Source organism: Gymnodinialimonas phycosphaerae, from assembly GCF_019195455.1.
In the GTDB taxonomy this organism is placed as follows: Bacteria; Pseudomonadota; Alphaproteobacteria; order Rhodobacterales; family Rhodobacteraceae; genus Gymnodinialimonas; species Gymnodinialimonas phycosphaerae.
The window spans coordinates 4,286,229-4,307,848 of sequence record NZ_JAIMBW010000001.1 but is presented as its reverse complement, the minus strand read 5'-3'; the positions used below and the strand labels follow the sequence as shown (position 1 = coordinate 4,307,848).

29 protein-coding genes are annotated in these 21,620 nt (G+C 63.1%); 1 reads left to right on the top strand and 28 read right to left on the bottom strand.

Going from position 1 to position 21,620, the window contains the following annotated elements:
- The coding region (locus KUL25_RS21715) for a hypothetical protein (RefSeq protein ID WP_257894797.1) at window positions 1-372 on the top strand (372 nt) is incomplete at its 5' end.
- A gap of 225 nt (window positions 373-597) precedes the next feature.
- Here the strand turns inward: KUL25_RS21715 and KUL25_RS21710 are convergent.
- The 28 genes from KUL25_RS21710 to KUL25_RS21570 all read right to left on the bottom strand — a co-directional run bounded on the left by KUL25_RS21710 (window position 598) and on the right by KUL25_RS21570 (window position 21,617).
- Window positions 598-1,833: a radical SAM/SPASM domain-containing protein gene (locus KUL25_RS21710; protein WP_257894796.1), complete on the bottom strand. Its 1,236-nt coding sequence runs from the start codon at window positions 1,831-1,833 to the stop codon at window positions 598-600.
- A complete protein-coding gene (locus tag KUL25_RS21705; protein WP_257894795.1) occupies window positions 1,833-2,465 on the bottom strand; it encodes a hypothetical protein in 633 nt (210 codons plus the stop codon). The genes KUL25_RS21710 and KUL25_RS21705 overlap by 1 nt, the downstream gene beginning before the upstream one ends.
- A 2-nt stretch (window positions 2,466-2,467) precedes the next feature.
- Window positions 2,468-2,764, bottom strand: a complete 297-nt coding sequence (locus KUL25_RS21700; RefSeq protein ID WP_257894794.1) for a hypothetical protein — start codon at window positions 2,762-2,764, stop codon at window positions 2,468-2,470.
- On the bottom strand, window positions 2,754-3,494 hold the full coding sequence (locus KUL25_RS21695; RefSeq protein WP_257894793.1) for a hypothetical protein: 741 nt from the start codon (window positions 3,492-3,494) through the stop codon (window positions 2,754-2,756). Before KUL25_RS21695 ends, KUL25_RS21700 begins: the two co-directional genes overlap by 11 nt.
- The gene (locus KUL25_RS21690; RefSeq protein ID WP_257894792.1) at window positions 3,494-4,399 is read right to left on the bottom strand and encodes a hypothetical protein; all 906 of its coding nucleotides are present in this window, start codon (window positions 4,397-4,399) and stop codon (window positions 3,494-3,496) included. Before KUL25_RS21690 ends, KUL25_RS21695 begins: the two co-directional genes overlap by 1 nt.
- Window positions 4,396-4,809 (bottom strand): tail fiber domain-containing protein, encoded by a 414-nt coding sequence (locus tag KUL25_RS21880; RefSeq protein ID WP_257894921.1) that lies wholly within the window; start codon window positions 4,807-4,809, stop codon window positions 4,396-4,398. Before KUL25_RS21880 ends, KUL25_RS21690 begins: the two co-directional genes overlap by 4 nt.
- A 548-nt stretch (window positions 4,810-5,357) precedes the next feature.
- The gene (locus tag KUL25_RS21675) at window positions 5,358-6,341 is read right to left on the bottom strand and encodes a head decoration protein (protein ID WP_257894791.1); all 984 of its coding nucleotides are present in this window, start codon (window positions 6,339-6,341) and stop codon (window positions 5,358-5,360) included.
- On the bottom strand, window positions 6,341-6,547 hold the full coding sequence (locus KUL25_RS21670; RefSeq protein WP_257894790.1) for a hypothetical protein: 207 nt from the start codon (window positions 6,545-6,547) through the stop codon (window positions 6,341-6,343). The genes KUL25_RS21675 and KUL25_RS21670 overlap by 1 nt, the downstream gene beginning before the upstream one ends.
- Window positions 6,544-6,897 carry a hypothetical protein gene (locus KUL25_RS21665; RefSeq protein ID WP_257894789.1) on the bottom strand — a complete coding sequence of 118 codons (354 nt, stop codon included), beginning with the start codon at window positions 6,895-6,897 and terminating at the stop codon, window positions 6,544-6,546. The genes KUL25_RS21670 and KUL25_RS21665 overlap by 4 nt, the downstream gene beginning before the upstream one ends.
- Before the next feature lie 135 nt (window positions 6,898-7,032).
- On the bottom strand, window positions 7,033-7,290 hold the full coding sequence (locus KUL25_RS21660; protein WP_257894788.1) for a hypothetical protein: 258 nt from the start codon (window positions 7,288-7,290) through the stop codon (window positions 7,033-7,035).
- On the bottom strand, window positions 7,287-7,505 hold the full coding sequence (locus KUL25_RS21655; RefSeq protein ID WP_257894787.1) for a hypothetical protein: 219 nt from the start codon (window positions 7,503-7,505) through the stop codon (window positions 7,287-7,289). The genes KUL25_RS21660 and KUL25_RS21655 overlap by 4 nt, the downstream gene beginning before the upstream one ends.
- A complete protein-coding gene (locus KUL25_RS21650) occupies window positions 7,502-8,434 on the bottom strand; it encodes a C40 family peptidase (RefSeq protein WP_257894786.1) in 933 nt (310 codons plus the stop codon). The genes KUL25_RS21655 and KUL25_RS21650 overlap by 4 nt, the downstream gene beginning before the upstream one ends.
- 75 nt (window positions 8,435-8,509) lie before the next feature.
- Window positions 8,510-8,821 (bottom strand): phage holin family protein, encoded by a 312-nt coding sequence (locus KUL25_RS21645; protein WP_048599768.1) that lies wholly within the window; start codon window positions 8,819-8,821, stop codon window positions 8,510-8,512.
- Window positions 8,818-9,474 (bottom strand): tail fiber domain-containing protein, encoded by a 657-nt coding sequence (locus KUL25_RS21640; RefSeq protein WP_257894785.1) that lies wholly within the window; start codon window positions 9,472-9,474, stop codon window positions 8,818-8,820. Before KUL25_RS21640 ends, KUL25_RS21645 begins: the two co-directional genes overlap by 4 nt.
- Window positions 9,474-12,020: a phage tail protein gene (locus KUL25_RS21635; RefSeq protein WP_257894784.1), complete on the bottom strand. Its 2,547-nt coding sequence runs from the start codon at window positions 12,018-12,020 to the stop codon at window positions 9,474-9,476. Before KUL25_RS21635 ends, KUL25_RS21640 begins: the two co-directional genes overlap by 1 nt.
- A 15-nt stretch (window positions 12,021-12,035) precedes the next feature.
- A complete protein-coding gene (locus KUL25_RS21630; RefSeq protein WP_136340485.1) occupies window positions 12,036-12,443 on the bottom strand; it encodes a DUF6950 family protein in 408 nt (135 codons plus the stop codon).
- A gap of 2 nt (window positions 12,444-12,445) precedes the next feature.
- Window positions 12,446-13,006 carry a hypothetical protein gene (locus KUL25_RS21625; protein WP_257894783.1) on the bottom strand — a complete coding sequence of 187 codons (561 nt, stop codon included), beginning with the start codon at window positions 13,004-13,006 and terminating at the stop codon, window positions 12,446-12,448.
- Entirely contained in the window at window positions 13,006-13,593 is a 588-nt protein-coding gene (locus KUL25_RS21620; protein WP_257894782.1) for a hypothetical protein, read from the bottom strand. The genes KUL25_RS21625 and KUL25_RS21620 overlap by 1 nt, the downstream gene beginning before the upstream one ends.
- Window positions 13,594-13,597: 4 nt before the next feature.
- Window positions 13,598-16,039, bottom strand: a complete 2,442-nt coding sequence (locus tag KUL25_RS21615) for a phage tail tape measure C-terminal domain-containing protein (RefSeq protein WP_257894781.1) — start codon at window positions 16,037-16,039, stop codon at window positions 13,598-13,600.
- A 48-nt stretch (window positions 16,040-16,087) separates the two neighbouring features.
- Window positions 16,088-16,252, bottom strand: coding sequence for a DUF7697 family protein (locus tag KUL25_RS21610; RefSeq protein ID WP_257894780.1), 165 nt, complete (start codon window positions 16,250-16,252; stop codon window positions 16,088-16,090).
- 167 nt (window positions 16,253-16,419) lie between these two features.
- Window positions 16,420-16,788 (bottom strand): hypothetical protein, encoded by a 369-nt coding sequence (locus KUL25_RS21605; protein ID WP_257894779.1) that lies wholly within the window; start codon window positions 16,786-16,788, stop codon window positions 16,420-16,422.
- 2 nt (window positions 16,789-16,790) lie between these two features.
- Window positions 16,791-17,729: a phage tail tube protein gene (locus KUL25_RS21600; RefSeq protein ID WP_257894778.1), complete on the bottom strand. Its 939-nt coding sequence runs from the start codon at window positions 17,727-17,729 to the stop codon at window positions 16,791-16,793.
- Window positions 17,730-17,868: 139 nt separating this feature from the next.
- On the bottom strand, window positions 17,869-18,285 hold the full coding sequence (locus KUL25_RS21595) for an acyl-CoA transferase (protein ID WP_257894777.1): 417 nt from the start codon (window positions 18,283-18,285) through the stop codon (window positions 17,869-17,871).
- Entirely contained in the window at window positions 18,282-18,911 is a 630-nt protein-coding gene (locus KUL25_RS21590; RefSeq protein ID WP_257894776.1) for a DUF6441 family protein, read from the bottom strand. The genes KUL25_RS21595 and KUL25_RS21590 overlap by 4 nt, the downstream gene beginning before the upstream one ends.
- On the bottom strand, window positions 18,908-19,219 hold the full coding sequence (locus KUL25_RS21585) for a head-tail joining protein (RefSeq protein ID WP_257894775.1): 312 nt from the start codon (window positions 19,217-19,219) through the stop codon (window positions 18,908-18,910). Before KUL25_RS21585 ends, KUL25_RS21590 begins: the two co-directional genes overlap by 4 nt.
- Window positions 19,219-20,232: a major capsid protein gene (locus KUL25_RS21580; RefSeq protein WP_257894774.1), complete on the bottom strand. Its 1,014-nt coding sequence runs from the start codon at window positions 20,230-20,232 to the stop codon at window positions 19,219-19,221. Before KUL25_RS21580 ends, KUL25_RS21585 begins: the two co-directional genes overlap by 1 nt.
- A 26-nt stretch (window positions 20,233-20,258) precedes the next feature.
- Entirely contained in the window at window positions 20,259-20,630 is a 372-nt protein-coding gene (locus KUL25_RS21575; protein ID WP_257894773.1) for a head decoration protein, read from the bottom strand.
- A gap of 6 nt (window positions 20,631-20,636) precedes the next feature.
- Complete coding sequence (locus KUL25_RS21570) at window positions 20,637-21,617, bottom strand: head maturation protease, ClpP-related (protein ID WP_257894772.1); 981 nt, start codon at window positions 21,615-21,617, stop codon at window positions 20,637-20,639.
- Window positions 21,618-21,620 lie beyond the last annotated feature (3 nt).

Below are 21,620 nucleotides of genomic sequence, written 5' to 3'. Positions count from 1 at the left end.
GACCAGCGACTGGGCAGAATAAAAGCCTCGATCGGCGCGCATGCAAGGTCTAAAGGATGGGCCCCCGTTTCTATCGAGATATTCATTCTCAGTTTCTATCGGACGACGTGGAATTCAGCCTATCCAATTTACGACAAGAACACCATATCTAGTTTATTCGAGCCTTGCATTGGCAGATTTACACTGGAGTTCATGGATCATTTGGAGACCATGGTGGCGAGTGCGTACGGCACTGAACTGCGTGACGCAGTCGATGTTGACCGGGGGCAAACCATCTTTGACATGCTGGATGAGCAGATGGATGCCCGTGGACCGGATGTGTTGTTCACCAAAGATGGTGCCGATTTCGTGGCGGCGCAATATCAAGAATAAAGCGTGCCTTGCGTGTATCATGGGTCGCGGCAATCCCGAGCCTGCCCTCGCATCACGGCATAGTCGCCTGGCACGTTCGAGATCGCCGTTCCATTTGGCAGCATGCCAGGTTATGCACCGCCCGCGCCTGGAACTCCCGGCTGTACCCGACAACCGGTGAACATGCTGCAGCGCCGCCGTCCTCAGAACGGACCGTCGCGCAACCGGGCAACAAGCTCGTCGCGCTTACGGGGTCGGCAATCTGCCACCTTCCAGCCCAACCACCACCATCCCCGTCAAATGCCAGACGGCGGCCATCATGATCCCCATATTGAAGGCGAACTCGTTGGCGCAGCTCTGCTTGAAGAACTCCCCTTCGAGGAACATGCAAGATCCCTTGCAGAGCTGAACGACGGGGCATGACATGCATTCATCTCGGAAGGCAAAATGCGTCGCGGTGTCGAGCGCGATGGCGTCGAAGTCGGCGACGTGGCCGATCTTGTGCGCTCCCTTAGCCCCGGTGTTCTGACAGGTCATGACGTTCCCGCGCAGGTCAACGGCAATGGCGTCGGGGCTGTCCATTCCGCATTTTTGGCCGAGGGCATCGATGGGCCTGCGGCGCTGGATAGCAGCATAGAACTCGTTGATGCGCTCCCCGAGGCCAAAGGCGTTGGGGTCCTCTGCCAGCGCCTCGAAGATCGACCGCGTTAAGCTGTTCAGCTCCGAGGGCTCAAACCGTCCCGTTCCGATGGCGGTCGCCGCATCATAGACATTCACGACACCCTCGAGCCCAACGAAGATGTCCGGCCCGACCTTTTCGGCGAACCATGCCTTGAGCGCCCGAAGGTCGTGATGCTGGCGCGTCAGAACCGCATTGAAACCGGTCTTTTCGGGGCGCTCAGCCAAAAGGGTTTGGATCCAGTGACTCTTGACAGGATCGTCGAACGGATCCGGCCCGCGCAGATGCTGACCGGGCCCGTCATGCGAAATCGTGATGGCGATATCGTGGGCCGCGATGAAGTCGAGCTTTTCTCGGTCGAGGAGCGAGCTGTTGGTGATGATCGAGAAGCGCGCCGCCGGGAAGCGCTCCGCCAGCGCGGGGATCAGCCGCTTGATTTTGGCCCAGTAAAGAAACGGCTCCCCACCCCAGAGCTCGATCGTCTCCGGCGCGTCGGTGATCCAGCCGTCGAGCTCGATCAGGAAGTGTTCGACATCCGCCAGTTTCGAGACTGTGGCATCCGTAATCTGGAAGGCCTGGTTGCAATAGCTGCAGGCATAGTTGCACGAGAGTCCGAGTTGGATTTTCAGGATGCGGGGAGCGCGGGATTTTCCGAGGGGCTTGTCTTTGGCTACGCGTGGCACCGGCGCGAAGATGCCAGGTTCGACCGGCAGCGGCAGCCCCTCACATTCGGAGGTGTGCGGGTTGTAGCGCATTTGATGGCGGCTGCCGTCACGCGCTTCCAGCGTCAGATCGAACCACATCAGTCAAACAGCCTTTCTTCAATGGCGGTGGGCAGGTTAACACGGAAGTTCGCGACCACCTGAACATGGGGCGCGCTCCCCTCACAGGGGTGCTGGTTGTGGGGAATGTGGGAGGGAAAGAACACGGAAAGCCCCGGTCGCGGATTAACCGAGAAGCCATGCCGGGATTCGAAGGGCAGTCGTCCCTCGTCGAAGTAGCGCGATGGGTCCTCGATCACGAAGCGCGGAGTGCCCACGCTATTCACCGGCTGGCCCGACCCACTGCCGGTCAGGAAGTGGACGCAGGTCAGATCCCCCTCGCGGCTATCCTTGTGGGTGGAGATGAAGCCACCGGGCTCGATGACCAATGCGCGGTTTTCGCAATGGTCGGGATCGAGATACTTGGCCCAAGGGCCAAGGACAGCACGCGCGCAGGCGAAGAGATGGGCTTTTATGGAATGACCTGCGTTGCTTTTCTCAAGTATGCCACGCACACGGCGCTTGGCTGCATTGGCCATCGACCCGCTTCCGGTCGCTTCGACGGCGGCGATGGCCTCGTCGGCCAGTTGCCTATTCACCATCCAGTCGACCGGTGTTTCGAAGAACGCGACCCGCGTCGGCCAAAGGTCAATACTCGTGCTGCGGATCTCCATCGTCAGCACCGGCAGTTGCAGTTGCAGTTGAAGCTGTAGCGGTTGGCTGTAATGGTCACTGCACCAGAGCTGCCGCCGCCAGAGAGGCTGTGAACCGTGCAGTTTGCCACGCAGTTACAGTTGCCGCCGGAATAGTTGTAAACGCGCGGCCAAAAAGACCCCCCAGACGTCGGGGTGCCATTGCTGAGAGATACGCCTGTGATTGTGCCTGCACCAATTGCTGGCTTGTTGCTTATCCGCGACCAGTCCACGTTGCCGCTGTCGTCGATCACGATGGTGGTTCCGACCTTATAGGCCATGGCTGCCTCCTTGCTCCTGATGGGCCAGGATCTCGGAGAGACCGGCCTTGCAGTGCGAATTGGGTAGTTTGAGCGAACAGAGGACGGGGATGCACATCCGCTCCTCGCCTTCGAAATAGGTGCTGTCGTGGGGCACATGGCCCTCGAAGACGAGCATGGAGCCCGTTCGAGGCTCGACCGCATACCAGCCGCCGACATAAGCGTCTGGGTTGTTAGAGGGCCAAAGCCGCTTGCCGACATTGGCTGGATCGTAGAAGCGCACCGAGCCACGATGGAGCGAGGTATTGGGACAATCCGCGTCGAGCACGACCCGCGGATAATAAGTGCAGATGATGTCAGTCTGGATATGGGTGTGGGCGTTGATGCCAACGTTTTCTCGGGCGGCCCGCCTTTGCCAGAAGGTGTCCGACATCATGGCGATCTCGCCGGTGTGGTCGTATCCGTAAGCCAACTGCAGATATTCGCGCACCCCGGTCGCCACCATCTGCGCCAAAACAGCGATAGCCGGGTCCTGCCGATCCACCAGGAAGTTGTGGCGCAGATGCCCGAGATGGTTGGTCTGGTCTCCAACATTTCGGCCGTCGTCCGCGTCTTGAATGCGGTTCGCCACCGCGTCCTCGGCCGCCAATGCGTACAGGCGGTCATTGAATCCCTCGGGCATCTCCCAGTGCTTGTGCATAACGAAGGCCGGATAGATCAGCTGGAACTCAGTTGTGGTGTTGATTTCCATCACACCACCTCCAGGATGATCTTGCCGATCGCGGTGTAATGCTCGCTGTTGATCTTGACCGCGATTTGGTCGCCCGGGTTGAGCCCCAGCGCCTCGACTGCAAAGGTGCCCGCCCCATTCATGTCAGTCATTAGCCGCCGTTTCGGCAGATAGCCGGCGTCACTATCGAGCTTCAGCGCCAGCGCGTGTGCGCATGGCGCGCCATCGATATTCCAGCGCAGCGCGATCGGCACATGAGCCCGCCCTCCCGCAGGAACGGTCACCGTTTCGGTCGCCACCGTATGGAAATAGAACTGCTTGAACCACTGACCATCGTTGGGGATGGTCGCGTCGTCGATCCGGCCAGCGACGGTCGTACCATTCAGTAGGATTGGCTCCTGCTCACAGAGGACTTCGATACGCGCGCTGGACAGGGGTCCCGCGATTGGCATGAAGATCACCAGCGCGTTGGAGCACTGCGTTCGGGCCCTATGCCGGAAGGAAAAGTCAACTTTTTCGCGCGCAGACTGCGCAAAGCGGTTACGCCAAGGAAGCGGGAATCCCGCTTCGTTGGTCATGATATCAATCAACGCGTAATCAGTGATTTCATCATGGCCGATCATCCCGTCGAGAAACACATAAGAACGCCCCCTATAGATCGCCCCATGGGTCAATCCGGGCAAATCTGGAATGAACACGCCGTTGCCGCGCATATCGACAAAGCCTGCGGCATTCGAGCGGTCATAAGGTGTCTCAAGCGCTGCCGCTAAGTCTGCCCATGGCAGTGGCTCGATGCCATCGCGCAGCCCTTGGCCGATCTCACAGGGATCGAACACGGCAATCCCGGCATAGGTGTCTTGGACGTCGACTGCATAATGCAGGCGGGAGCCCGTGTTGTAGATGACATGCAGCCCGGTCTCGATCACGGCGCGCTCCTTTTCAGCTGATCGACCTCCTGAGCGAGGTCCTTGATGGCCTCCACGAGGAGGCCCACGAGATTGCCATAAGCGAGGCGCAGAATGCCCTCCGCCTCGACGACGGCCTCCGGCGCAACGCTCTGAACCTCTTGTGCGATGAGGCCCATCTGCCGCGCGTCGCTGCCCGCCATGGTGAAGGTGACGCCGGTCAGGGCCTGCACCTTGGCCAGCGCATCTGCGATGGGCGCGATGTCGGACTTGAGCCGTGCGTCCGACGAGGAGACGAAGTTCGGTGCGGTCACGACACCGCTGAACGTCGCACCCGATAGGAGTGCAAAGGCACTGGCATGGCTGCCATCAAGAAGATCGGCATCAATTCCCGATCCAGAGCCATCCACCGTCAACAGTTTGGCACGCACCTGTGCTGCGGTGTCTGGGGAGCCGTCTGCTCCTGCGGGGCCTTGTGGACCCGTAGGCCCGGTGGCACCCGTGGGACCCGCAGGTCCCTGGGGTCCTGTCGGTCCTGTGGCGCCAGTATCACCCTTGGCTCCCGTCGCACCTGTTGCCCCGGTGGCACCTTTCAGGTTTACGTAAGCACCCCAGGTTGATCCGTTGAAAAAGCGGAGACTGGTGCCGGACCATTGATGCGCTGGTGTCGGTCCTGTGGCGCCCGTTGGACCCTGAGGACCTGTTGCGCCTGTGTCACCTTTCGGGCCCGTTGCCCCCGTTGCCCCAGTGGGACCCTGAGGCCCTGTTGGCCCGGTCACGCCCTGAGGACCAGCCGGTCCTGCGGGTCCTTGCGGTCCAGTTTGTCCGAGCTCGATCACGGTTTCAGCGCCAGAGACACGCTTCAGGAACAGCTTGCCGTCGGGGACATTTACCGCCAACTCACCAGCAGCGAGTTGCTCCGCTGTCGGCACCCGGCCTGCTACGGTGGTGCGCTTTACCAATACGGTGTTTGCCATGATCAGAAGGTCCCACCGTCAAGGGTGATCCCGTTGATCGACCCACCGGTGATCGCGACATTGCTGGAGGCTTGCGTGGCCATGGACCCCAGTCCGAGGTTCGACCGCGACGTTGCTTTATTGGGGACGTCGGACAGGTTCGATGCGGCAGAGAGCTTGCCTGCAAGCGCGTTGGTGACGGTCGTTGCAAAGTTTGGATCGTCGCCCAGCGCCGCGGCCAACTCGTTCAGCGTGTCCATCGCACCAGGAGCGGCATCGATGAGCGCCCCAATTGCGGCGGCAACAAAGGCTGTGGTCGCGATCTGCGTCGTGTTCGTGCCGGCCGTTGCAGTGGGGGCGGTCGGCGATCCTGTCAGCGCAGGCGATGCAAGAGGTGCCTTTGCATCCAGCGCCGTCTGGAGCCCCGTAACTTGCGCGATCGAATGGCTGTGGCTGGAGGGCGTAAAGCTCGTGGGCTTGCCGGTGATCCCGGCCCAGGGAGCGGCATCCGCAACTTCCGCGGCATCCACCTTGCCATCATTGTCGGTGTCATAGGTGGATTTTGCCATGTCGCCGGCGCCAAAGCCGGCAATGGCGTCATTGACGAAGGCCGTCGTTGCAATCTGCGTCGAGTTCGTGCCCGCAACCGCCGTCGGCGCCGTGGGTGATCCCGAGAAGGTGGGTGACGCCAAGGGCGCTTTCGCCGATAGCAGACTGTCGACCTGCGACTTGCGAACAAGATCGGTCCCGCTGCTGGCATCTTGTCCAGATTTTGGCACGAGAGAGAAGGTTTTGGCCCCACCAACTGTCTGCGTGCCCACCAGCGCCAGAAAGCCGCCACTCCCGGCTATGGGGACGATGGAGGTTGCATTGCCGCTGCCGTCGTCGCCCTTGCCGACATAGACCGTGTTGTCGACCTCGTTGTGGGCAAGCTCGCCTGATTTCAGTGCTGCGGGCGCACCCGCCACGCCGGAGACGCGGCGTTTGAGCTGGATCGTATTGGCCATCAGAAAAATCCTCCATTGATGGGGGCGTCGGTGGGCAGGATCGTGATGCCCGGATCACCTTGATCGCCTTTGTCGCCTTGTGGGCCTGTAGCTCCCTGCGGTCCTGGCTGGCCGCCAAGCCGAATACGGAATGGCCCGTTTACAACGCGCAACTTGATCGGCGCGGTGATGGTGATCGGGCCTGTTTGCCGGATCGCTTCACTCATGGGCTCAGCCCTCGCGTCACTGGCATCATCACTGGGATTTCGAGAAGAAACCCCAAGTGCAGGTCTGGCTCGAGATCGGTGCGCACCAAATCCAGCACCACGCGGCCCGGTGTGAGCACGGCGGTTTGGGACGGGGTCAGAGACAGTTCCAACACAGTTGCTGTGATGTGCTGTATCCCGCCATCAGCGCTAGACAGGTCTGCCAGCAGCGTCGGGTCACTGGGTTTGAGGCGCAGATGGCCGGCATAGCTTGCACCGTCTGCAAAAACTGGTGCTTCCGCTTCAATCTGCAGCCGCCAAGCGTAACCGATGAGGATGGCCGGACCTTCGCTCAAGGTGGCGATTGTCATGGCTGCCACCCGCAGAGCCGCGCGCCGACTTCGTTATGGGCAACGATCTGGGCCAGAGTGTCATCGCTCAGCAGGTCCTGGCGCGAGGGGCGAATAGGCTCGGCCCAATCGCAATCGTCCCGCAAACCTCGCGGGTCAATCGCGCATCCAGCGGTCAGCCCGACGCTCAAGATCGGTACGATCAGTGTTTTGAAGGTCATGACGGATGTCCTTGGACGTTTGCAGCGCGCGGACACGGGCATCGGCGCGGCGGATGGCGAGGTCGGCCTCTGCGGCGTGCTTGCCCTGCCGGAGCAGGATCCAGACTGCGACGCCAACGGCCGCAACAATTGCGCCCCAATAGGCGAAGCGTCGACCAAGGCCCGCGAACAGCATGGTCAGGATGGCACTCATGCCGGTGCCCCCGGTGAGAGGGCCAAGCAACGCGTATCGAGCAGCAGTACGGTTTGCCCGCGCGCATCGGCGTTGGCCCGCATGTGATCATACGTTCGAACAGCGGCATCTTCGCAGGCGGCGAAGTCTGGAAAGCGAACTGGGCTGATCCCACTGCCGCAGTCAGGCAGGCTGTCGCCTGCGATGCAGGAGACAACGATCAAGACCCAAGTCATGGCGTTTTCCCCGTGCGGTGATCGTCGATCCGGGCCGCCTTTGCGCGCAGCGCATAAAAGACCACGCCGATAAACACCGCCGCGCCGATCCATGGCAGGGAGACGGAGAGCCACTCTTCCAGGCCGATCAATGTGAACACGCGCCCGGCCATGTCTCGGGCCTGTTCGGCCTCCACGAGTGCCGGCGCGATCTGGCTGCCGATGGAGCCCGCAGCACCAATCGCGCCGAGACCGATCTGCGCATTGGCGGCCGTCAGGAGCCGGCTTTGTGCAGGCGCGCCAGATGCCCTCTCCGGTGTGATTTCGCGAGGAGCGGCAGTTTCCAGAGCCTCGGTCAGCGCGACATCGACGATCGGCACGAGAGCCAGATCGTTGTCGTTTCGGAAGGCCAAAATGGCAGCGCGGGTGCGTGGCCCCACTTTTCCGTCGACTTGACCGACTTCGTGATAGCCCAGATCCTTCAAGCGCTGCTGGACCGCCGCCACCGAGAGCGTCACGCTCGGCGCGACATTTCCCGCGCGCCGCACCCCGAGGAGCTTCGAGACCGGAAAGCGTTTCACATTGACGGCGTCGTCTTGGTTGCCGCCCAGGCCCCAGACCCATTGTCCCTCGATCCGGTCGATGAAGAAGACATGGCCCTGCCAGCTGGACGAGCCGCGGGGGATCACGCCGATATCGCCTTGCTGGGCATCCGCAAAGTCCACCGGCACGCCCCAGTCGAGATAAGACCGCGCGGTCAGCTTGCGGGTCGAGCGGATCCCGGCCCGCTCGAGGCAATGCCCGACGAATGCCGCACACCAGGCGACGCTATCATGCTCAACCCAGTCGTGACCGATCGAGGCATACATCTCCATGATGATGGGGTTGTCGGCGGGGCCTGGGCCCTCGGTCGTGCCGATGTAGCTGCGGGCGATGTCAAACGGCGTCATGGTTGTCTCCCATGCAATGCAAAACGCCGCCCCAGATGAGACGGCGTGTATGATTTCAGCGACGTGGTGGGCGGGTTATTTCTTACGACAGAGCCAGGCCGCCAGCAGCGCTTCCGCCCCGCGCGGGCCTAGATAAGCAAGCGTTGCCACAAACCCCGTCGAGACGGGCTGAGACAAGCCGATGTAACGCGCCGCGGCCTCCCCGATCAGGGCCATGCCGACGGCGACGGGGATTTCCCAGAGGAGTTCCTTGCCGAAGAAGCGGCGATTGCCGAGCTTCACCTCGCCCGAATGCCACATCAGCCGTCCGGTAAAGGCGCCGATCAGCGTGGTCACGGCACCTCCGAAGAACGAGTTGATCATGTCGATGAACCCACCATCATTCATGGGCGTGCCTCCTCAAGCGCCGCCACCCGGGCAGCGAGCTCCTTGACGGCCTCGATCAGAAGGCCGGTTATATTGCCGTAAGCGACGGAGAGCTGACCCGCCTCGCCCACTCGCACCACTTCGGGTAAGACCGGCTCCACTTCTTGGGCGATGACGCCGATCTGGCGGCTTCCATCCATGGTGAAGCGCACCCCGCGCAGGGCGCAGACCAGAGCCAGTGCGTTGGCGATGGTCTCCACATCGGATTTGAGCCTGATATCAGACGAGGAGACGAAGTTCGGGGCAGTGACGACGCCGGTGAAGGTTGCCCCGGACAGCGCGGCCTTCGCCGCAATCGCCGCGTCGTAGTCGGCTGCGGATTTCGTGGCCATTGTCCCGAGGCCAAGGTTCGTACGCGCCACTGCTGTATTTCCCAGCCCCGCCAGATTGCCTGCCGCATCGAGCAGCGCATCCCAGCCCGTGTTCGTGGGGTTCCGGCGGCGCAGCACCGGCGGCGAGACTGAGGTGTCGACCCATAGCATACCTGCCGTCGTCGCTGTTGGCGCTGAGGCCCCGGCACTCGTTGATTGCAGCGCCGCGATCACCTCATTGATGCGCGCCCGAACGGCCGCGCCCGCGTCGTTCGCGATCACGAAGCTGGATGTCTGGGGCATTAGGTGACCTCGTCGGCGTAAAGCCGCAATTGGCTAACGATGGGCGTATAGGACGCGTCCTTCGTCGTGAGATGCGCCCGTGCTTCCACCGCACGGGCCTCGATTTCGTGGTTGTCGAGACGGCCCCAGGGACCCCAGTTCGGTGATGCGGCAAGATCGTCATCGGTCTCGCGGATCTCAAAGAGCACATCGATTTCTGCACCGGCCGATCCGTCAAAGTCGGCCCATGTGTCCATCAAGGCAGTGCGCGCATCGATGCGGTCGTTGAGTGCCAGTGCCGCCACGCCGATTTCGGATCGGAGGCGGACACGTTTCACCGCACCGAGATCGAGCCCAGCGGCAAAGCCGTACTGCCCCTCCATCGTGCTTACCTGTGTCACGCCGTTCGCGGTTGCCGTTGCCAGCGTCAGGGTCGAACCCGTGACCTGCAGCCCAGATTTCGGGCCGAAGAAGCCGGGATCGGCCTGCAGGAAGTCCAAGGTCGAGAAGGTCAGAACCTGCGCGCCCTTGGTCGAGACCCGGGTCTCAGGCCCGGCGCGGCCGCCGCTGTCTTCAGCCCGCACCAGATAGGTGCCGGGTTTGAGCGGCACCACGGCGATGGCTTCGCCGCCCGACACCCGGTCCATCGAATAGCTGTCGGCCCAGGTGGCCGTCGCTTCCTTTGAATGCCGGATCACGATGTTGCCACCGACCCGCACATCGGGATCGGCCGAGCGTGTCCATTTGAGGATCGCAAGACCGCCCGCCGTTTGCAGTGTGACATTCTCGAGTTGGGCCGGAGGCGCGGTGAGCCCGAGTATTTCTGCTTGGGTTTCCTGCCAGGGCGAGGAGACACCCAGAACCGAGATCGCCTTCACGCGGAAGGCCCAATCCCCCGGCGCGATATCGCGGATTTCAAGGGCAGTCCCGTCGGTACGGCCATAGTCGATCCAGTCGGCAGCTCCCGTCAGTTTGCCTTGCAGCTGATAGGCCGCGACAAATCCCGAGGGTGCGGCTTCCCAAGCGACCTTGGCTAGAACCTTCAGCCCACCCCCATCCCGTGTGACATAGAGGTCCTCGGTGACCTGCGGTGCGCCGGGTGCCGGGATATCATAGGCATTGGGGAGCGCTGTCCGCGGGGCGGCTGCGTAGATCTGCTGCTCTGACGCTGACCAGTCATAGACCAAGGGCGATGTTTCGCGCAGCACGAGTTCTGGCAGGAGCAGCGCCCCATCGCCCGAGGCCGTCAGATCAAGACTGACCCCATGGACCTCGAAGGGTTTGGCCGCAAAGCCCCAGCGGCCATAGGAGAGCGTCACCACATCTCCGACTGTGGCCGCCCATGCCGACAGTTTCCCCGACAAGCGCACCGTCATTTGTCGACGCGCCCGCTCCAGCTCAATCTTGGCCAGCCGTTGGGCCATCGCAGCCGAGATCGTGAAGGGCAGCGAGATGTCGCGCCATTTCCGCTCACCCCCGTCCTCGGCGAGGTAAACATCACTCGCATAGGCCGGGAAGTCGTCGGGCTGCCAATCGTTCTCGGGGCTGACGAACTGCCCGCGCACACCGTTGAAGTTCGACGACATCGTCACGCGCGTCGCCAAGGTCAGCCCGCCCTCGCGGACATGGTCCGAAGTGAGCGCCACATCTGGTGCGCGCCAGGCCCCCGCGTGGATGCGCCAGGACCCGCTCGAGAAGGCGCAGCGGCCGGCGAAGCTCGACAGCATCCCCTCAATGATGGTCTTCGGGACCTCGGAGAGGGTAATCACCCCATTGCAGGCATAGCGCGGCTCTGACCCACCGCCTGCCAGCGCGACAGTCTCGTCGCAGATGTTCGCCGCCTCGACCAAGGACAGTTCATCAATGCCGTCTGGCTGACCAATGCGCGCGCCGATGCCCCAGGTTGAGTTGGCCATATAGTCGGCGAGACAAAGCGCGGGGTTTTCGGAATAGCCTGCGGTTTGCGTCCGCGGGTCCCAGATGTCGTCCTTCCCCTCGATGTCCACCGTAATGTTCGGGATGCCCCCCGGAAAGGCGTCCTGGTCATAGGTGAGGCGCAGCCGGATCGCAGCACAGCCCCGCAGCCGATGGTTCTCGGTCCATTTGTCGGGAAGCGCAGCTTTCAGACCAGCGAAGGCTGTCTGGTTGGCGGCGCCCAGTTTCTTTTCGACGAGGACCTTGCCGGCCCAACGGCCTTGGGCCACGCCGTCCGCGTTGAGGGCCATCTCGCCCTCGAAGTAAATCGCTCCAATGGATTTAACCCGGTGCGTCGCCAGCACGATCACCAGATCGAGGTATGTGTTGTCTGATCCTGAGGAATGCAGGAAGACGATGACCCCGCCCTTGCGGGTGCGGCCGTAGACGAGGTCGCGCGGCACGACGGGCTCGCGGATCGTCACCGTCCGCGGCTGCATTGTGGTCTGCGGTTTGGGCATCAGGGCCTGCGCCGCATAGGACAGCAGGAGTGTGCCGCCGATCCGCAGAAGTGCCGCACCAATTCCGCCTGCAGCCAATACGCTGCTGATCGCCCCCGCGATCGCGGTGACGGCTGTCACGATAAAAGGCATGGGGTCAGTCCAGGTTCAGATGGGCCAGGCAAGCTGGCAAGAGGTCAGTGGAACGGTCATGAGGCCTTCAGGGGCCATCCCAACCGCCGTGGCCCCAGTGCAGATGCCGAAGCCAAGACCGGTGTCCGCCAGAACGATGTCGCCGCGCCCAGCAAGAAGCACCGACGGGCGTGGTTCGCCCAGAAGCGCACGACCCATGTCCTCAAGCGAGGCCCAGCCCAGTCGGCGCATCACACGCTCGCCGCCGAGCGCCGTGGTGTAGCGACCCCGCCAAAGAGCAGCGACATCCTCACCACCGGTCAGGATCATGCGCGTCTCGAAAGCAAAGGTCGGGCAGTCATGAACGCCCCAGACGAAAGGCTTAGCCCTTGCCGTATCGATGGCTGCGGCTAGAAGGCGTTCCCAGTGATCGACGCGGGCCATGTCTATCCCCGCCCCCAGGTGATTTCGCGATCCTGGATTGCGGTCACGTATTCAAACCCGAGATCGCCCGGGAACAAGACTTGCTGGCTTTCATGGGTGTAGCGCCAGGTCCGGGCTACGGTGAGATCAATGAGCCGGCTCTCATAGCTGATGGTGATCGTGCAGGTATCCTCATCATCCTTGATTTCTGGCACATCGAGCCGGCCCGAGAAGGCCTGAACCGGATCAGCAATGATGCTGCCATTCTCGGCCAGAAGCCCCAGCCAGATGCGACCCGGCAAGCCTTGGCGGGCCTCCTCGATGGCCATCTGCACAAGGTCCAGCGGCACGCCGGAAAGCGAGACGGCCGTGCCGCCCGCCACAACTTCCCCGGTTTCGTCGAGGGAGCCGAGCCCGAGAAGAGACCCAGCCCCGGCCCAGCTTTGGCCGTTCCAACTGACCTCTCCCAGACCTGACCAGATACGCACCCAGCCCGTGGCGAACTGGCCCTCGAAGAAGATGACCGGCCGCAGGCTCTGATCTGCCAGCGCAGTGGCGAAGGCGATGGTGAGATCACGGCTCATTAGAGCGCCTCCCGCGCTGATATCGTGAAGCGGTGCTGATCCGCCCGGCCGATGACCGAGGGCACTGGAGCCGTCAGGCGCAACAGAACTGACGGGGTCTCAAGGCCAAGCAGCGTGCCGACCGGTACAGAAGCCCGAAGCGGCGGCACGAAGGCGAGCGTCGCCTCGCTGCCCAAGGGCGTCACATCGCCCGTCAGCTGGTAAAGCCGCGTGGTGGCATCCGAACCCACCTGGAAGAAATCCCCCGCGCGCAGACCAAGCCCCCAACCTGCCGTGCGCAAGGTGGATGCCCCTGCGACTTGCGCCTCGGTCACGTAAGGATTGCCCGCCGCCACCGGCACCTCGATCGAGGGATCGGGGAACAGGAACCGGCCCCGCAATCCACCAAGGGCGGTTAAGAAGGCCGAAAGCCGCCGCGCCTTGGCCCCTTGGGTCACCGCCATCTCGATCTGGTACTCCCACCACGACGCGCCCCAGTCCTGGATCTGGGATGTGCCGGTGAAGGGCGAGCGAGTCTCGGCAACGGATGTCACCAGGCGCCGCTCGAGCGAAGACACGAGCGTCAGTGGCAAGACAGGAATGGCCATGATTTTAGATCACCTGACCCCGGCGCCGCCCATCGGCTACGCTTTCCTTCGCAATGCGGGCGATCTCGGGGATGGCCGCGCGAAGGCGAGCGTCGATCTGCTCGGCCACGCCCATCTGTGCACCGCGCGCGTCGATGTTCACCGTCACGCCTGCGCCAGCACCGCCGCCCCTGCCATAGTCTGCCGCTTCACGCCGATTCAGCACTCGCTCACCGCGCTGCAGGATTGTCGGGACCTCATCGGGGCGGAGACCTGCCCAACCGCCGGAATGCATCCGGGGTGCCGCTGCGAAAGCCATCGCAGGCACAGAGCGGTTATGTCCGGACAGGCCTACGATACCGCCCGCATGCGAGACAGCCGCCGCAACAGAGCCGCCGCCAAAGATGCCTGAGAGCGCGGAGGCGATGGGTCCCAGCACTGCACGCTTGAACGACAGAACCGCGAGGTCTGCCAGGATCGAGCGCACGAGGCCCTTGAAATCGAATTTGCCGGTCTCGACGAAGCTTCGGAAGGCGCTTTCGGCACCACTGAAGGCTCCGGTCAGGGTTTCGCCGAGGCCTTTGCCCCAGTTCAGAGCATCCGTGGCATAAGCCTGAAGAGATTCAGAGACTGCGCGCCACCCGGTGGCGATCCGATCTCCGGCACTTCCTGCCGCGCCACCGGCGCGCCCCATGGCATCCGATAGCCGATCTGCAGAGGCCGTGGCCTCATCCAGCGCCGCCGCGCCTTCTTCGCCCGTGCCCGCAACGGCATCGCGAAGTGCGCCCCAGGAGGTGAGTGGGGCTGTCGCTCCATTCGCAAGATCCGTGGCAGCACGCCGGTAAATATTGGCTGTTTCCAGGGCATCGGCCGCAATGCCATCCAGCCCAAGGTCGGGAACAGAGAGTGGGTTATCCTCGAAGGCTCGCCGAAAAGCCTCTGCCGCAGCCGTCCCTGCATCAGCGGAGGCGCCTGCGAAAGGGTTCGGGATATCGCCGAGGTTGATCTCGCCGATCTGACCAAAGGTGGTCTCGATGCCGACCGCCGCCAACGCATCCCGAATGCGCCCCGTGAAGGCGTCAATTCGGCGAATTGCGCCGTTCAGCATGGCCTCGATCCCGTCGAGCATGCGGTTGGCCGCCGAGAAGACCAGATCCCCGATCACATCCGGCAAGCGCGACCAGATCTCGCGCACGGCCAAAAGCGCGCCCTCGAAGGTATTGGCGGTCGTGTTGCCAAAAGCCACGACACTCTCGATGGCCCCAGCCATGCCGATCGCGGCATCGGCTTTAAGATCATAAAACATGGCTGTGGCACGCGACCCGGCTGCGTTGGCCCCCATTTTAATCCGTTCCCATGCCTCGACAGCGACATCCTTCAAGAGCCGCATGGCCTCACCGAAGCCGCCGGCGCCAGAGGCGAGGCGCGTGAACCAGTAGACCAACTCGCCCGCGCCGACGATCAAAGCGCCGACGCCGGTGCGGATGAGGGCGCCTTTCAGCACGACAAGCGTAGTGGCGAGGCCTCGGACAGAGAGCGCCGCGGCGGCCATGGCGGCCACCCAGCGTCCGGCGAGAAAGGTGGCGAAGGTGCTGGCATAGATCGCCAGCCGGTCAAGGTTGGCCAGTACCGCATCGAACGCCCGACTGATCGGGCTGGTGCTGGATGCAATGGCGACAAACGCATTGGCCGCAGCCTCCAGCGTCGGAGCGAGCGCCACGGCAATCCGGTTGCGAACGCCCGTAAAGACCTGGCCGATGCTGACCAACGCGAGTTCCGACCGGCGCATGGCGGCGATGGCATCAGCGTCCAGCACCGCACCAAGCGCCTGCGCCTGCGCCCCAAGCCTGGTCATCTCTGCACCGCCGTTTTGCAGCAGGGGGATCAGCCGCGTCGCATCCGAGGCCATGGCCTCGAGATAGAAGGTCATCTCCTGTTGGCTGACACCCGCGCGCTCGAGGCTCGAGACATAAAGCTGCAGCGCTTCCGGCCCCGAAAGACGGGCGAACTGATCCGCCGTCACCCCAACGCGCGGCGCGATATTCTCAAAGAAATCCGCCATCGGGCCGCCGCCGGTTTGCAGGAAGTCGCCCACGCGGTCGTTCACGTCCTTCAGGATATCGGCGAGTTTTTCTTGTTCGATGCCCACGGTGGCCGAGGCTGCCGACCAGCGTTGGAAGACCTCGGGAGCGGCATTGGCGACCTGAGAAAGCTGGTTGATTTCGTTGGCGGCCGCGACCGTCGAGCGGGTCATCGCGACAACCGCACCGGCCAAGGCTGTGGCTGCCGCCGTCGCGGCGATCCGGGCACGGCGCACGAAGGCCGCCATGCGGGTGTTCGCGAACTCCATTTCACGGCTGAGACGGCCGAAGCCCCGCGATCCGGCTTTGCCGACACCTTCCAATTCGGCGCGCACCTGTCGGCCGCCAGTCGCGGAAAGCCGGACGGAAACGCGCTTTTCTGCCATGGAAAGACGTCCTCAATGGATGAAACCTCGTTCCCAATGGAAACGAGGTCAGGTCAGGCCTGATCCGGCCTGCATTGCTTCGTTGATCTTGCGCACCATCACCGCCTCGATGGGCGGCAGGAGTTCCGCGACGATGAGGGGCGAGAGCCCAAGGGCTGCACCGAGTTGCAGCGCTGCCCCCATATCCCAGCCAAGAGCAACGCCGCTGCTCATGCCGCCAGCAACGCGCACCTGTCCACCGAGGCGCTGCACTAGATCCCAGACCTGCCACCCCTCAAGGGTCAGCGGTTTGTGAATACTGCGCGGGCATTCCGCGCAAACACAGGGGCATGCGGCGCAATACTGACCGCCCCCGCCGAATTCCCAGTCGGCGAGAGCGGTCAGACGTTTTTTTCCGCATCCAGAATAAGCGCGCCTGCGATGTATTTCGTCTGAAAGGCCTCAAAGATCGGCCAAAGCTCCAGCAGGGCATCGATGCCCTCGGGCGTGAGAGGCATTGGCTTGCCGTCTTCATCGCCCACGCCGTCCCAATCCTTCACGACGATGCGGGCGACTGCTTTGGCGACGATCCGCGCGAGGTCATCGTTGGAATGGGCCGCATCGCCCTCAGCCTCAGCCGCCGCGGCGACAATCGCCGGATCGCTCCTCGCGGCCAACATAATGGCGGTGGTTAGCGGCTCCACAAGCAAGCGTACGCCATGGCCCAGATCGAGCCAGCGCGGTTCCGTGGACAAGTTTAAGCGCAGCATGGTCAGTAATCCTCGCGGTCATTGGTGAGCGTGACGGTGCACATCCGGCCCATGGTTGCGTCGCTGGCCGCCTGCCAATCAAAGGTGGCCTGTACGCCTTGCGGGCCGGAAATCTCGATCCGGGGACGCGGGAGATAAACGGCATGGGCCGTCAGGGTCAGGGTCTCGCCGGTGGGCAGGGTATAGGAGAACTCCAACTCGCAGGCCTCGCCGTTGATCGCTTGCGTCACCAGCGTCTGATCGGCAAAGCGGACAACGACATTACCGGTCAGCGCCGCGATAGACGGATCGGCACCATCGATCTTCCCATCAGCGCGAATAGTCTCAATCCGGTCGAGATTGTTGGCATAGGTAAGGTCGGCAGAGACAACGTTACCGATGTTGGCCCCATTCCGCGTGATGGCCCCGTTGAAATGACCAAAGCGTTTCAGCGCGATCATGGCGGGTGTTCCCGCCGCGGTGCTCGTGGCGATGTTTTCGCCCTGGGCCACGATGCTGGCAGTGGCCGTCAGCAAGCCCGACCTCGCCATCTGCCAGTTGAGGCTGTCGACCATGCAGCCGGAATACATCGCAAAGCGCGGCACCTCCGGCATCCCGGTTTCGACCGAGAACGACGGCAGTGCCCAGTTTCCAGAGCGGAATTCGTGAGTATAGGGGCCTGTACCGGTGGTTGTCGGGGTGCCAAAGGCAGCCTTGAGCCAGAAGCCGAAAGCCTCGGCATCGAGCGGCACGACCACATCGCCATCGGCCGTCACCGCATCCTTGATTGGGGCCTGCGGATCGCGGCCATAGCCAAGAAGCTCCGAGGTTTGCAGCGGTTGCTCTGCCCCCAGCGTCGTGCTGGCGAAGGGCATCTTGGTGTAGCCGCTCGCAGGCGGCGTGCCATAGGTCGTTTCGAACGCCAGCGCCATTTGCGCCCGCGCCCCTTGGGCTCGTGCCATGGTTCTCTCCTCGGGTTGTAGGGGTCAGGCCAGCGGGTGGGCCGTGGAATAGTGGAGCACCACCGGGAGTGAGTCGGATGAGACGACAGTCCAGTGGACTATCGTCCCGCCGAACGCGGCCTTCAGGCTCGCCGCGAAGTCACCCCAGCGGGTCAGTCGTTGAATAGTGCAGCACCACCGGGATCACGGCCGCCTTCAGGCTCGCCGCGCCCTCGACAGGCAGGTCGACAGGCTGCGGGGCTTTGGCCTCGACCCAGTCACAGAGCCCGCCTAGCGTCCGGTCGGCGGCGAGCGCCATGCCGATGCTGGCGATCAGCATGTCGAACGCGGCATCACGGTCCGTTCCCCGGACCACAGCTTCAATCTCGGCCCTATGCTGGTAGTGGTAAATCAGAGGCGACAAGGTCACCTCGGGTTCACCCGGTTCGCCATCGCGCAAGATCAATAGCCCTTCGGCCGGCACGCGCTCAGGCAGCACTTCGCCGCGCAGGTTGGTGGCGGGTAGAGCTGAGAGCCGCGCGTTCAGCGCAGCGAGGATGCTTTCGCGCAAACTCAACGCTTGTTCTCCACCCAGTTCGCCACGATCAGCCCCGGCACGGCCGCCTGCGCGCGCTCTGCATCCCGCGCCAGATCCAGCCGTTTCGCGAGCTTCACCTGTGGCACCAGTAGGAAGATCGGTACTGTCGCCTTACCGCGCCCGGTCTTTGAGCGAGACGCAACGCCCAGTCCGCGGCTGTTCAACCGCCCGTCGGCTACCAAGAGGCTTGGCCCCCGGCGCCGATAGACGAACCGCAGGCGTAGCCCCCTCCGTCGTTCCCATTCGCCCGGTGTGATGCGCCCACCTTTCAGGCCTTTGCCGGCAGCCGCGGTCGGTATGGCCAGCCAAAAGCCGTCCTTCGAGCGGATCAACGGGCCCGTGTCATGTGCCCCGACAATTTCTGGGGCCTTTGACCAAACGAGCGCGGCGGCTTTCAAGCTTTCACCAGCCTTTGGATAAGTCTGGCTCCGGATCGAATTTGCCAAGCGTCGGCCCAGCCCCGCTTGCGTGATCTGCCCGCGCCAGGCGGCTTTCAGGTCCGTGCCAGCTTCGCGCATTGCGGCGCTGACGGCCTTTTCGCCGGCCTTGATTTCGGCGGCCATCACGGCGACGAGGTCGGGTGTGATGTCGAGGCCCAATTTCATGCGGGGGTCAGTTCAATCGTCCAAATGAGCCGCTCGCGGTCACGGCGTGGCTCGCCCTGGATCAGGAAGGTTTCGTCCCCGATCAGGATCTGCTCCTGCGGCCGAGGTGCTGGGATATCCACCACCCGAACATCGATCCGAGTGGTGTCTGACATAAGCCGCGCCGATCCGAACTCGGTGATCTCATCGGGGCGGCGCAAGATGCCCCGGGCGCGCGTAAACTGCCCTTCGCTGTCCCGATGCCAGATCTCAACCGAGAGATTGGCATCGAGGAACAGCACCCCGAGGGCGTCAGTGAAGGCGCTCATCAGGTCCGCTTGGCCGAGCGCAGAACTTGCGGGCGCGTACAGATCGGCAGCGGGTTGCTTTCGATCTCGAGACGCACCCATTCGTCTCGGTCGCGGTCTGGGATCATGCGGGCATAGAGCGGCAGGCCAAGCGTGTTCACCGTCTCGAACGTATCGGCCGGGGCGTAGTAAATCTCGAAGAGCCCCTCGACCCCTTCAGGGTAAAAATACGCCTTGTCCGTCGGCACGCCGAAGCCGAGGCCACCGCGGTAGCGGCGGAAGGTGATGCCGCCAAAGCTGACCTCTTCGCCGACGCGGCCGCGCAAATCGGCTGCGGCAGCCGTGTTGAGATAGGTTTCACGCACCTCCTTGTGGGCCACGAGATCGGCAAAGAAAGCCGAGCCGCATTCTGCGCGCAGCTGCACCTGACCTGCGGCCAAGCCACCAAGACTATCCTCGACGCTTTCGATCAGCGACTGGCAGCGCTTTCTGAGCGCGCCCGAGGCGGGGCTTGCGTTGTCGAGATCAAAATCCACTTCAGCCGCCGGGGTGATGCCGAACTCGGTGTAGTAGTTGATGACCGTTGCCCCATCCTTCGGGTCCTTCACCACGCCCTGAATGCCGTTGAAGAGGTGGAACTCGAAGGTGGCCTCTGCGTCATTGCGCAGCCGAGCCATCTTGCGCGCCACCTCAGTTTGTACCTGCTGCACCGCCGTTTCCGATCTGAATTCGCGGATGCCTTGGATCTCGGCGGCCCAGAGCACGTCCTGTTTCTTGAACTGGCGACATACGAAGGCGCGCATGTCGCGGCGTTCGGGTACCTGCTGTTCATAGGCCGAACCCCGCTCCGAGAACGGGATCAGCGACAGTGTGCCATCGCGGCTTTCGATCATCACGGTGCGCTGGCGCACGCCGCGCGAGCCGAAGAGGCCCGCACCCGACAGGATGGCCGGTTTGAAGGGGATATTTTCCAGAGCCCGGGTGAGCTCGATGATGCTGAAGGCGTCGCCCTCGAAGATGTCCATGGTTGCCATGTGTGGGAATCCTTATGTCAGAGGGCTCAGCGCAGGATGATGCCAAGCGCGGCCAAAGCCGTGGTGGCGGCGGTGATCTGGGCCTCGGTCGCGCCATCAGGCCAGACGAGTTCATGCTGGTTCACAAGCGTGGGCCCGCGCAGCACGACAACGCCGGGTGCATCAGCTGCTGAGGCATCGACGCCAGCCCAGAGAATGCCAGCAGCATTTTGGCTGCCGTTCGTCGCGGCCGGTGCGAGCCCGGTGTATTTCCCGCCGGTGGTAATCTTGCCGAGCACGGTGCCGGGCTCGAGCTTTCCGGCACCGGAAGCGATGGTGACGGGTTCTCGGGTGTAGTCGCGGAGCACTTCCCAGACGAGGAAGCCGCCCGCGTGTTTGCCTTCAGTGAGCGTGGTCATGATGCGTTAGCCTTTCGTCTTGAAGGTGCGGGCGATCACATCGCCCCAGGATTGGGTGGCGGCCGCACGCCCGGGCTGGGCGTGTGCAGCGGTGATGTCGGGGGTGACGTCGGCCTTTGCCGCGAGAAGGCGGTTGCGGACCTCATCGAGACCCACGTCTTCTTCGAGGAACCAGCCCGCCATCTGCGGTTGACCCGCGAGGCGGCAAAGATCGATCACGGCACGCGCATGGGCGATGGCCTCTGCACGCACCGTCGCGGTGTCGGCAGTAGTGGTCTCATATGCGGCCATGGTTGGCGCCTCCGCAGCCGGATGTTCGGGGTCAGGTAGGGTGTTGGCCTCTGCAACACCCTCGAACTGGGGCTCAGGGGCTGCAGGCTCGCCTCCCTCGCTTGCTGCCTCGACCACTTCCGGCGGTGCGTTGCGGAAGCGCGCCACATCGGAGGACGCAGCAAGTTTCACAGGCTCGGCAATTCGGTCGATAAAGCCGAGATCCAGTGCATCCTTGGCATCGAGCCAAGTCTCGGCTGCCATCAGGGCGGCAATCTCTTCGTCAGGTTTGCCTGATTTCGCGGCATAGCCTTGGATCAGGCTGCCTTTGACCTTGTCGAGCGCCTCAGCCGTGGCGCGCATGTCCTCGGCCGTGCCCATGACCAACCCCGAGGGGTCGTGGATCATCAGGAAAGCGTTTTCCGGCATGATGATGGTATCACCCGCCATGCCGATGTAGCTTGCCGCCGAGGCCGCGATCCCATCGATCCAGACGGTGATCTCGCCCGCATGGCGCTTCAACGCGTTGTAAATGGCGACCGCGTCAAAGACTGAGCCGCCGGGGCTGTTGAGGCGCAGATCAATCGCGGCATCATCGGGCAGCGCGCCCAGTTCAGCCAGAAAGCCTTTCGCCGTGACGCCGTAGGCGCCGATTTCGTCATAGATCAGCACTTCAGTGCCCGAGGCACGGGCACGGATCGTATACCAGGATTTCATGAG

Bases quoted from the DNA above. Each gene is read 5' to 3' on its own strand.
- KUL25_RS21710 (WP_257894796.1), bottom strand. From the start codon at position 1,833: ATGTGGTTCGATCTGACGCTGGAAGCGCGTGACGGCAGCCGCCATCAA.
- KUL25_RS21705 (WP_257894795.1), bottom strand. From the start codon at position 2,465: ATGGAGATCCGCAGCACGAGTATTGACCTTTGGCCGACGCGGGTCGCG.
- KUL25_RS21700 (WP_257894794.1), bottom strand. From the start codon at position 2,764: ATGGCCTATAAGGTCGGAACCACCATCGTGATCGACGACAGCGGCAAC.
- KUL25_RS21695 (WP_257894793.1), bottom strand. From the start codon at position 3,494: ATGGAAATCAACACCACAACTGAGTTCCAGCTGATCTATCCGGCCTTC.
- KUL25_RS21675 (WP_257894791.1), bottom strand. From the start codon at position 6,341: ATGGCCAATACGATCCAGCTCAAACGCCGCGTCTCCGGCGTGGCGGGT.
- KUL25_RS21670 (WP_257894790.1), bottom strand. From the start codon at position 6,547: ATGAGTGAAGCGATCCGGCAAACAGGCCCGATCACCATCACCGCGCCG.
- KUL25_RS21665 (WP_257894789.1), bottom strand. From the start codon at position 6,897: ATGACAATCGCCACCTTGAGCGAAGGTCCGGCCATCCTCATCGGTTAC.
- KUL25_RS21660 (WP_257894788.1), bottom strand. From the start codon at position 7,290: ATGAGTGCCATCCTGACCATGCTGTTCGCGGGCCTTGGTCGACGCTTC.
- KUL25_RS21655 (WP_257894787.1), bottom strand. From the start codon at position 7,505: ATGACTTGGGTCTTGATCGTTGTCTCCTGCATCGCAGGCGACAGCCTG.
- KUL25_RS21650 (WP_257894786.1), bottom strand. From the start codon at position 8,434: ATGACGCCGTTTGACATCGCCCGCAGCTACATCGGCACGACCGAGGGC.
- KUL25_RS21645 (WP_048599768.1), bottom strand. From the start codon at position 8,821: ATGAATGATGGTGGGTTCATCGACATGATCAACTCGTTCTTCGGAGGT.
- KUL25_RS21640 (WP_257894785.1), bottom strand. From the start codon at position 9,474: ATGCCCCAGACATCCAGCTTCGTGATCGCGAACGACGCGGGCGCGGCC.
- KUL25_RS21635 (WP_257894784.1), bottom strand. From the start codon at position 12,020: ATGCCTTTTATCGTGACAGCCGTCACCGCGATCGCGGGGGCGATCAGC.
- KUL25_RS21630 (WP_136340485.1), bottom strand. From the start codon at position 12,443: ATGGCCCGCGTCGATCACTGGGAACGCCTTCTAGCCGCAGCCATCGAT.
- KUL25_RS21625 (WP_257894783.1), bottom strand. From the start codon at position 13,006: ATGAGCCGTGATCTCACCATCGCCTTCGCCACTGCGCTGGCAGATCAG.
- KUL25_RS21620 (WP_257894782.1), bottom strand. From the start codon at position 13,593: ATGGCCATTCCTGTCTTGCCACTGACGCTCGTGTCTTCGCTCGAGCGG.
- KUL25_RS21615 (WP_257894781.1), bottom strand. From the start codon at position 16,039: ATGGCAGAAAAGCGCGTTTCCGTCCGGCTTTCCGCGACTGGCGGCCGA.
- KUL25_RS21610 (WP_257894780.1), bottom strand. From the start codon at position 16,252: ATGAGCAGCGGCGTTGCTCTTGGCTGGGATATGGGGGCAGCGCTGCAA.
- KUL25_RS21605 (WP_257894779.1), bottom strand. From the start codon at position 16,788: ATGCTGCGCTTAAACTTGTCCACGGAACCGCGCTGGCTCGATCTGGGC.
- KUL25_RS21600 (WP_257894778.1), bottom strand. From the start codon at position 17,729: ATGGCACGAGCCCAAGGGGCGCGGGCGCAAATGGCGCTGGCGTTCGAA.
- KUL25_RS21590 (WP_257894776.1), bottom strand. From the start codon at position 18,911: ATGAAATTGGGCCTCGACATCACACCCGACCTCGTCGCCGTGATGGCC.
- KUL25_RS21585 (WP_257894775.1), bottom strand. From the start codon at position 19,219: ATGAGCGCCTTCACTGACGCCCTCGGGGTGCTGTTCCTCGATGCCAAT.
- KUL25_RS21580 (WP_257894774.1), bottom strand. From the start codon at position 20,232: ATGGCAACCATGGACATCTTCGAGGGCGACGCCTTCAGCATCATCGAG.
- KUL25_RS21575 (WP_257894773.1), bottom strand. From the start codon at position 20,630: ATGACCACGCTCACTGAAGGCAAACACGCGGGCGGCTTCCTCGTCTGG.
- KUL25_RS21570 (WP_257894772.1), bottom strand. From the start codon at position 21,617: ATGAAATCCTGGTATACGATCCGTGCCCGTGCCTCGGGCACTGAAGTG.